The following is a 9,279-nucleotide window of genomic DNA, read 5'->3' as shown; positions in this document are numbered from 1 at the left end:
AATCGCCGCGTGGACGATCGATTCGGAGAAGCCGGACAGTTCGATGACCTTGCCGAACACCGCACCGAGCATGAACACCGGGAAGTACAGTTTGACGAAGCCGACCATCTTCTCCATGAAGATGCCGGAGAAGACCGGCGCGACGGCGGCCGGATCGGTCATGAGCACGGCGCCGAGCGCGGCGATGGGCGCGAACAGGATCACGCTGTAGCCGCGGTACGCGGCGAACATCAGGAACGCCAGCGCGGCGAGGACGATTGCAAAGGACACGGGAGTCTCCAGAATGATTTTTGTATGCGGATCCGCATCGGCCGGACGCATCGGAATGCGGCGGCACACGACGGCATCCGGCGCTTCAGTCGGTCAATTCGTCGTCTGCAGTAGCCGACGACGGGCTGATCGAATGGCCAGGAGTCGTTCGTCGGTCCAGCGATAGAACCCCTGTCCGGAACTGAGCCCCAGTTCGCCTCGATCGGTATGCTGGCGCAGCAGATCCAACACGTCTTCGTCCTTGGCAAGCTCCGGCATCAGATGCTGCGAGATGGACAGAAACGTCGCAAGGCCGCCGAGATCGGCGCCCTCAAGCGGTCCGACGATGTTGTAGCGCCGCCCCAGCGACGCCTTGACGACCGTATCAACGACTTCCGGCGTGGCGACGCCTGCGCGCACGATATTCAACGCCTCGCGCAGCACCGCGAACTGGATCCGATTGCCTATGAAGCCGGGAATCGCCATGTTCAGCACGACCGGTTGCGCATCGATTTCCGACAGGCATGCGACCAACTGCTCGACCACGGCACGATCGGTGGCTGTGCCGGGCACGACTTCCACCAGCGGAATCAGGTGCGGCGGATTCCAGAAATGTGCGATCAGGAAGCGCTCCTTCGACCGCATGCCTTCGGAGAGTCGATCGGGCAGGTAACCGCTTGTATTGCTGGCGATGATCGAATCGGCGTCGACGATCGCCTCGATGCGTTCGAACAGCCGGCGTTTGACATCCAGGATTTCGGGCACGGCCTCGATAACCAGCGCAGCTCGCCCCAGCGCATCCAGATCCGGCGAGACTGTCAACGCCTCGAGCGCGCTTCTTCCGACGTCCGCCGTGATGGCGCCCGCGTCCATCAGTTCGTCGACAATCTCCCCGGCAACGGCGAGCATCCGGTCGACGCGGCCCTTATCTGTTTCCACAATGACGACCGATTGACCTGCCAATGCAAATTTCACGGCAATGCCGATACCCATCAGGCCACCACCGACAACACCTACCTCGACGCCTTTCATGTGCACCTCTTTTCTCCAGGATTGGTTGGAAGAACGAGAGGTTCGGAGCAAATGTCGGGCCAGGCGACGTCAGCCGACAAGAAAAGGCGATGCGACCGGGAAAACCGAGGTTGCCGGCCGATCGCTGATCGATTGCGAAGCATGGACGAGGCGCCCACTCTGCCCAACTTTCGGACATTGACCGAGTACAGGTCAACGAGATCGAGGTTCGCGACGCGGCACGGCGCATCTCCTACAGGTCGTATTCCTGAAGCTTCTTGTAGAGATTCGATCGTGCGATCCCCAGCAATTTCGCGGCGCGCAGCTTGTTGCCGCCGGACCTCTGTAACGCGTCGACGATCATCTCCCGTTCGAGACCTGTCACCGATTCGCGAAGCGCCGACGATCTGCGATCGGCCTTGCCCGGTCCCGTCGCCGAATCCAGCGCATTCAGCACGTCGTCCAGCGTCAGGATCAGCGATGAAGACAGCACGCACATGCGCTCGATGACGTTTAGCAATTCCCGGACATTGCCCGGCCACGGACGCGATTGCAGTTCCGCCAGTGCAGCCGGTTCGAACTCCTTGACAGGCACGCCGAGCGACTGGCAGACCGACTCGAGAAGGACATCCGCGAGCATCGGGATATCTTCCGCGCGCTCGCGCAACGATGCGATCCGGATCGGAACCACGTTTAGCCGATAGTACAGATCCGGCCGAAACGTTCCGGCCCGGATCGCCTGCTCGATGTCCTTGCTCGTCGCCGCGATCAGGCGGATATCGATCGGCGTCACCGTGTTGGAACCGACTGCCTCGATCTCCCTCTCCTGCAGTGCGCGCAGCAATTTGACCTGAACGCGCATCGGCATGTCCGCCACCTCGTCGAGAAACAAGGTGCCCCCGTTCGCGAGCGCCATCTTGCCGATCCGGCCCTTCGGACTGGCGCCGGTATAAGCGCCCGGCGCGACACCGAAGAATTCGGCCTCGACGAGTTCCTCGGGAACGGCCGAGACATTCAGTGCAACGAAATTCCGGTCCGCACGAGACGATGCCGCATGAATCGAATGGGCGATCAGTTCCTTCCCGGTCCCTGTTTCGCCGAGCAGCAGCACCGTGGAATCGCTGGCGGCTGCGCGTTTCCCCTGGCTCTTTACATGCTGTGCGGATGCACTGTTGCCGACGAACTGCGAGAAGCTGTACTTCGGGCGCCGTGCCTGATTCAGCTTCGACTTCGTGCTGTCCAGCTCTGCGCGAAGCCGGTTGACGCGATCGACGATCGGCCTCACGACGTCGATGTCGTTGTATAGCACGACGCAGAAGCCGCCGATGATTTCGTCTTTCTCGTCCTTGATCGGAAAGCGCGACACCACGGCCCACGATCGATTGACTTCGATGAGGTCGAACGGAATCGATTGCCCGGTTTCGACCACCAGCGGCATCTGCGTTGTTGGCACAACCTCGGCAATATGCCGGCCGATTACACTCGACCGCTCCGGCATGCCGATGAACGCGAGATAACGGTCGTTCGCCCAAAGGATGCGCGCGGAACGATCGACCACGAAGGCGCCCTCCGCCAATCGCTCGAATGCCTCGAACAGCGCCTGTAGTGCCTGGCCGCGCATAGCGCTGATGGCGCCGCGATTTGTTTCGATCATCGAATGGACACCTGCAAAATGTGCGTATTTTCCATAACTCCGGCTGCAATCGCAAACCGTCACGATCCGTGCGAGCAGCGCCTGCGTCAAAACGGATTCGGCCGGGGTGATTCCACATCGTCGCATGGCCGATGCGCTAGCGCCGGGGCAGACCTGTAGTCTAAGGGCTGGGATATCCCATATGTCATGCGGACCGTCCATAGTTTCCCGGACCCGGACTGTTTCGGACGCCGACAAGTGCCGCAATACAGGCGACCGTAAAAACGCGCGATTGCCGGGGGACGCCACGCAAGCCTGGCGATCGACGTCCATCGCTCATGGTGCCCACAATTCGATCATTGTCCTAATTGAGGTCATTCGCTCGCGCGTACGCCGCACGCAGCGGGGCGTCGTCATACCTTGCCGCGACCATGCGCTGACGTAAGCAACCGTCTTCCGTTCCTCCGTCGAAGAAACGGGTACGACTTTTGCTGCTGACCGATTGCACCACCCAAGACCCAATGACTATTCAGGAGACAACATGTTCGATCGGAACGTGGCGACACCGATTCGCCGGAAGAGAATGATCATCGTCGTTGCCGGAGTCGCATTTCTGCCCGGTTTGCACGGATGCGGCGCAGACGACGTGAGCAGCAGCGCGTCGTCCAGCGCGCAACCCGTCTCATGCAGCGCGTTGTCGAATTCGACCGTGCCTGCATCCGCCATCGGATTGCCGACCAGCGGCGCTCGCGTGACCAGCGCGACAACGGTGGCCGCGTCGGGCAGCGGCGTGGACGCCCGTCCCGAGTACTGCAAGGTGCTGGCGAGCATCGCGCCGGTCGACTCGTCCGCGCCGCCGATCAATTTCGAACTCGACCTGCCGACCTCATGGAACGGGAAAATCATGATGTTCGGCGGCGGCGGATACGACGGCACAATAACGCCGCCCTCATCCAACGTTCCCGCTGACCTTGGCGTTGGCGCAAGCGTCTCGCCGCTCGGACGCGGGTATGCGGTGTTCGCGAGCGACTCGGGCCATCATGCGGCGAGCGACCCCGATGGATCGTTCGCGTTGAACAACGAGTCCCTGCTCAACTACACCGGCGACGCACTCAAGAAAACGCGCGACGCCGCGGTCTATTTGGTCGACACACGTTACGCGGTTTCGCGGCCCGGGAAAGCCTATTTCGCCGGTGGATCGTCGGGCGGTCGGGAAGCGCTCGAGGTCGCGCAGCGCTGGCCCCAGGACTGGGACGGCATCATCGCGCTGTATCCGGCCTGGAATGCCGCGTCACTCGACCTCCAGTTCGGTCGCATCACGCGTGCGTTCACCGCGCCGGGCGCGTATCCGAATCTCGCGAAGCGCAAGGTGCTGCTCGATGCGGTGATGGCCGCATGCGACGGACTCGACGGCGTGAAGGACGGCATCATCAGCAACATCGCCGCCTGTAACGCGACGTTCAACCCCGCCACGGCCCTGCTGAACGGCGTGCCGCTGCGCTGCCCGGGCGGTGCGGATACCGGGGACACCTGTCTGTCCGACGCTCAGATCGCCGCGTTGAATGTCTACAACACGCCGATCACTTTCGGCTACCCGCTGGGCAGCGGTGAGACCCAATATCCGGGCTTTAACGTCTACGGCGCCGACCTCGGAATTGCGGGCAATGTTATCGAACAAGCGTTAGCCCGTCTCGCGCTGGGATCTGCCCAACCTGCCGTCCCGATGCCGGCCTCGGCGCCCTACATGAGCAATTTCTGGGATCAGTGGATTCGGTATTTCGTCACTCGGGACCCCGGCTACAATTCGCTGTCCGTCGACCCGCAGAACCCCGGCATATGGCAGTCGCGCATCAGCGAACTCACCGCGCTCCAGGATCAGAACAAGGCGGATCTGTCGGCCTTCGCCGCGAAGGGAGGCAAGATCCTGATGGCACATGGTACAGCCGATGTGCTCGTGAGCACGCGATCCACAGAACAATACTTTCAGCGCGTACAAGATACGATGGGGGCGGCGCGGGTCCACGATTTTCTTCGCTATTACGAGATTCCCGGCTTCGGCCATGTAGCCGGCACGTCCTTCAATGCCGCATGGGACTCGTTGACGACGCTTGAGAACTGGGCAGAAAAAGGTGTCGCTCCGCCGCCGCAAATCGTTGCCGACACGCTCGGCGTACCAGGCCGGACCCGACCGCTGTGCGAGTACCCGACCTGGCCCAAGTACACCGGATCGGGCGACGTCAATTCGGCTTCCAGCTTTACGTGCGCCAGTCAGTGACTGATCCGTAGTCCAGCGCGTAACTGCGCCGGACCGGATGCTTCGCAACAAGGGGACCGCTGATCAATACGCTCGTCGCCGGATTTTGTCACGTTGGTCCTCAACGGATGAATTCCGGCGAACGGGCGCTCCGTTCAGGTATCAGTCGACGGATTTTGGGCGATACCGGTGGAGAGCAGTGGTGACCGTGCTCGTTCGGACAGTCTTCGGAGATTTTTAAGCAAGTATCAATCCGCTTCCGCTCGAAGAACTCGAGTGCCGCGATGCCGATCGCGCAGATGAGCCACGCGCTGCGCCAGACGCGCGGATAAGCGGCCGCGCGCGCACCGCGCTGGCCGAATGCCCCGGCCCCACCCGTGCCAGGCGCAATACCATCAAATCGCTCCATGTATGGGCAGATTCTTTTCTTGAAATTTTAAATCTTCAAATTGTTAAAGATTTTTACTTTCTCGAAATTAATTCGTACATGGATGAATTTATTTGCCGGTTGTTTAGAAATCGTCCTATTTTTCGATTCTGGTCGCGTTAATAGAATTTCATCCAGCTTTCAGTTCCCGGTCGCGAATGACGCATTTTCTCCAGCATGAGCGCACATTCGGCCGGTTTGGTCTCGGCGCGCCCGAACGGGCGCACCGCCATTTCTCCGGGTAACCGCAAGCGCAGGAACCTCGTCATTGCCGGCTGCCGCCGCGGAGTTGCCGCGGCGGCTTTGGCCACCGTACTCGCGTGTGCACCGAGCCGGCTCTACCACCAGAAGGAAACCTTCGGATGAACAAGACATATCGTGTCGTATGGAATCACTCGACCAGCACCTGGTGTGCGGCCTCTGAAATCGCACGCGGGCGATCGAAGTCGTCGTCTTCCAGCGCTCGTATTGCCGCGACCACCGCGCTCGTCGCGGCGTCGATGGGTTCCGCGTTCGCGGCGCCTGGCGAGCAGGCCGACGAGTTGCAGCAGGCGCTGGAAAGCCGGGCTGACGACGGGCAGGAAGCATCGCCCGGCGCGGCGAAGCTGCTGGCAGGTACCCGCGCAATCGCGACCGACAACAGTCCGTACGTGAAGATCGATGCGAATGGCAACGGCACCGATGCCGCGTCGGCGCTCGGCGAGAAGTCGATCGCGATCGGCAGCAACGCGAGCACACGGCCGTCGGCGACGGGGCTCGGCGGCGCGGTGGCGCTCGGCAGCGTGGCGACCGCCAAGGCCAACAACGTCGCGGTGGGCGCACAGGCATCGGCGCTCGGCGATCAGGGCGCGGTTGCGTTGGGGGCTGGCGCCAACGCATCCGGCACGTCGTCGATCGCGATCGGCGGCACCGCACAGGCGACCGGCTGGGGTGCCTTTGCGCTGGGCCGCAAGGCGCAGGCATCGGCGGAATCGGGGCTCGCGATCGGCGACTCGACCGTCGCCTCGGAGGTGGGCGCGACGGCGATCGGCTCGAACTCGGCTGCCACGGCCGAGGGGGCATTGGCACTCGGCTCGGGCGCGGAGGCGCGCGCGGCGGACAGCATTGCACTCGGTTCGTATTCGGAAGCCGACCGCGAGATGACGGTATCGGTCGGCGCGGCGGGATTCGAGCGCCAGGTCGTCAATGTTGCACGCGGCACGCAGGCAACCGACGCCGTCAACGTCGCGCAGTTGCAGGACGTGACGTCGGCGCTCGGCGGCAATGCGAGCGTCGCGGCGGACGGCAGCATCGTGAAGCCCAAGTACAAGATCGGCGACCAGACCTACAACGATGTCGGTTCGGCGCTGCAGGCTGCGGCGCAATCGGGCGGCGGCGGCGGTGCTGACGAGAACGCCGTGCACTATGACGATGCGTCGAAAGCCACGGTCACGCTCGGCGGCACGGGCGCGGCCGCGACGAAGCTCACCAACGTGCGCGCAGGCACGCTGGCAGCGGGCAGCACGGATGCGGTAAACGGCGCTCAGCTGTTCGCGACCAACAATCGCGTGACCAACGTCGAGCAATCGCTGACGGACAGCGGCCTGATCGATCCGGGCACCGGCGCTTCGCTGGCGGTGGTCTACGACGGCGCGAACAAGAGCCGCGCGACGCTGGGTGGCGCTGGCGGGACGACGCTCGACAAAGTGAAGGCCGGCAAGGTGACGGCATCGAGCATGGAGGCCGTGAACGGCGGGCAACTGTACGGCGCGGCGTCGAGCGTCGCGGCTGCTCTTGGCGGCGGATCGGCCGTCAACGCGGACGGCACGGTGTCGAAGCCGGCGTACAAGGTGGGTGACCAGACGTACAGCAACGTTGGCGACGCGCTTCAGGCGGCGGCTTCGACGGGTGGCAGCGGTGGTGGCGCCGAGAACGCCGTGAAGTACGACGGCACGGGCAAGACCAGCGTGACGCTGGGTGGCGCGGGTGCGGCGCCGGTGTCGCTGAAGAACGTCGCGGCGGGTGTCGCGGATACGGACGCCGTCAACGTGAAGCAGCTTGCGTCGGGGCTGAACGACGTCAAGAAGGACGTCGAGACGAGCCTCGGCAACGGTTCGCTCGATATGAAATACATCAAGGTCAAGGCGACGGGTACGCAGGCGGCTGCGCTCGGCGCGAACGCCGTGGCGATCGGCTCGAACGCGAATGCGACCAGCGTCGGCGCGCTTGCAATCGGCACCGGCGCACGTGCGTCCGGCATGAATTCGGTCGCCATCGGCGTCAACTCCGTCACGACCCAGGCCAACACCGTTTCGGTTGGCAGTGCAGGCAACGAACGCAAGATCCTCAACGTCGCCGACGGCAACGTCGAGGCGGACAGCACGGATGCGATCAACGGCTCGCAGCTCTACGCCGCGCTGAATTCGCTGTCGTCGACGTTCGACGAGAAGGCGCAAGCGCTCGAAAAACGATCCACACGCATGCTCGACTTCAAGGACGCGTCGATCTCAACTCGCGACGTGGGCGCTCCGCTCGTCGCCGTCGAAGGTCAGGCAGGTGACAACATCGCATCGTTGAACGGCGGCGATCCGTCGCTGGCGACGGCCGCGGCGATCGGCGTGTTGTCGGCGGCGAGCGGCACGAATGCGATCGCGGTCGGTCTGCAGACCGTCGCTGGCTCGGACAACTCGGTCGCGATCGGTAGCCTCGCACAGACGGGGGCGGGTCAGGACTACGCCGTGGCGATGGGTTCGGATGCGCAGACAAACGGCACGCAAGCAATTGCGATCGGTGCGCACGTGCAGGCGAACGCGGACAACGCGCTGGCCGTCGGTAACAACAATACATGGGCGCTCGGCCAAAGCGCGGTTGCAGTCGGCGATGGCGCGCGCGTGAACGCGGGCGCGACGAACGGTATCGCGATGGGCAAGAGCGCGAGCGTTTCCCGCAACGTGACGAATGCCGTCGCGCTCGGCTCGAATACCAGCGTGACCGCGAGCGGCGGCGTCGCGCTCGGCCAGGGTTCGGTCGCGAATCGCGGCAATGCGCTGTCGATCGGTGGCGGCATGGTTGGTCAGCGTCAGATCATCAATGTGGCCGCCGGTACGCAAGGTACCGACGCGGTGAACGTCAACCAGTTGAAGGGCGTGACGAACGCGCTCGGTGGCGGCGCAGCCGTGAGCTCGGACGGCAGCATCGTGGCGCCGGAATATACGATTGCCGGAACGACTTACCACAACGTCGGAGATGCGCTGAATGCGGCGGCGTCGCAGGGTGGCGGGTCGGATGACGCGGTGACGTACGACCGTAACAAGGACGGCACGACGAACTACGACTCGATCACGCTGGGTGGTGCGAATGGCACGAAGATCACGAAGGTGGCGAAGGGCGACGTCAGTGCGACGAGCACGGACGCGATCAACGGTGCGCAACTGTTTGCAACGAACGAAAGCCTGGGCGACCTGAAGGAATCGCTGACGGACGGCGGGGTGATCGACTCGACGACGGGCGAATCGCTGGCGGTGGTGTACGACAGTGCGTCGAAGAACAAGGTGACGCTGGGCAAGGCGGGCACGGCAGTGCAGCTGAAGAACGTGGCGGCCGGCAAGGACGACACGGACGCAGTGAACGTGGCGCAGCTGAAGGACGTTGGCCTGGTCGGCAAGGATGAGTCGGGCAATCTGACGTCGCTGGCGGTGGCCTACGACGACGCGTCGAAGGGCAAGG

Annotated in this window: 4 protein-coding genes and 1 pseudogene; 2 read left to right on the top strand and 3 right to left on the bottom strand. The window is 63.3% G+C overall.

All coding sequences use genetic code 11. The features are described from left to right. The 3 genes and pseudogenes from ACV22Z_RS35475 to ACV22Z_RS35465 all read right to left on the bottom strand — a co-directional run. Positions 1 to 270: pseudogene (locus ACV22Z_RS35475) on the bottom strand (GntP family permease); the annotation flags it as partial. Between the two features lie 93 nt (positions 271 to 363). Then, positions 364 to 1,281, bottom strand: a complete 918-nt coding sequence (locus ACV22Z_RS35470) for a 3-hydroxyacyl-CoA dehydrogenase family protein (RefSeq protein WP_448080904.1) — start codon at positions 1,279 to 1,281, stop codon at positions 364 to 366. A gap of 232 nt (positions 1,282 to 1,513) precedes the next feature. Continuing rightward, positions 1,514 to 2,914, bottom strand: coding sequence for a sigma-54 interaction domain-containing protein (locus ACV22Z_RS35465; protein ID WP_448080903.1), 1,401 nt, complete (start codon positions 2,912 to 2,914; stop codon positions 1,514 to 1,516). A 520-nt stretch (positions 2,915 to 3,434) separates the two neighbouring features. On the opposite strand from ACV22Z_RS35465, the gene ACV22Z_RS35460 reads away from it, so the two are divergent. Together ACV22Z_RS35460 and ACV22Z_RS35455 are read left to right on the top strand one after the other, a co-directional pair. After that, positions 3,435 to 5,168: a tannase/feruloyl esterase family alpha/beta hydrolase gene (locus tag ACV22Z_RS35460; RefSeq protein ID WP_448080902.1), complete on the top strand. Its 1,734-nt coding sequence runs from the start codon at positions 3,435 to 3,437 to the stop codon at positions 5,166 to 5,168. Positions 5,169 to 5,936: 768 nt separating this feature from the next. Further along, positions 5,937 to 9,279: ESPR-type extended signal peptide-containing protein (locus tag ACV22Z_RS35455; RefSeq protein WP_448080901.1), on the top strand; the 3,343-nt coding region annotated here is incomplete at its 3' end.

Source organism: Burkholderia sp. PU8-34 (assembly GCF_053427725.1).
Note: the sequence above shows the minus strand (reverse complement) of the source record. Positions and strands in the feature narration are given on the sequence as shown.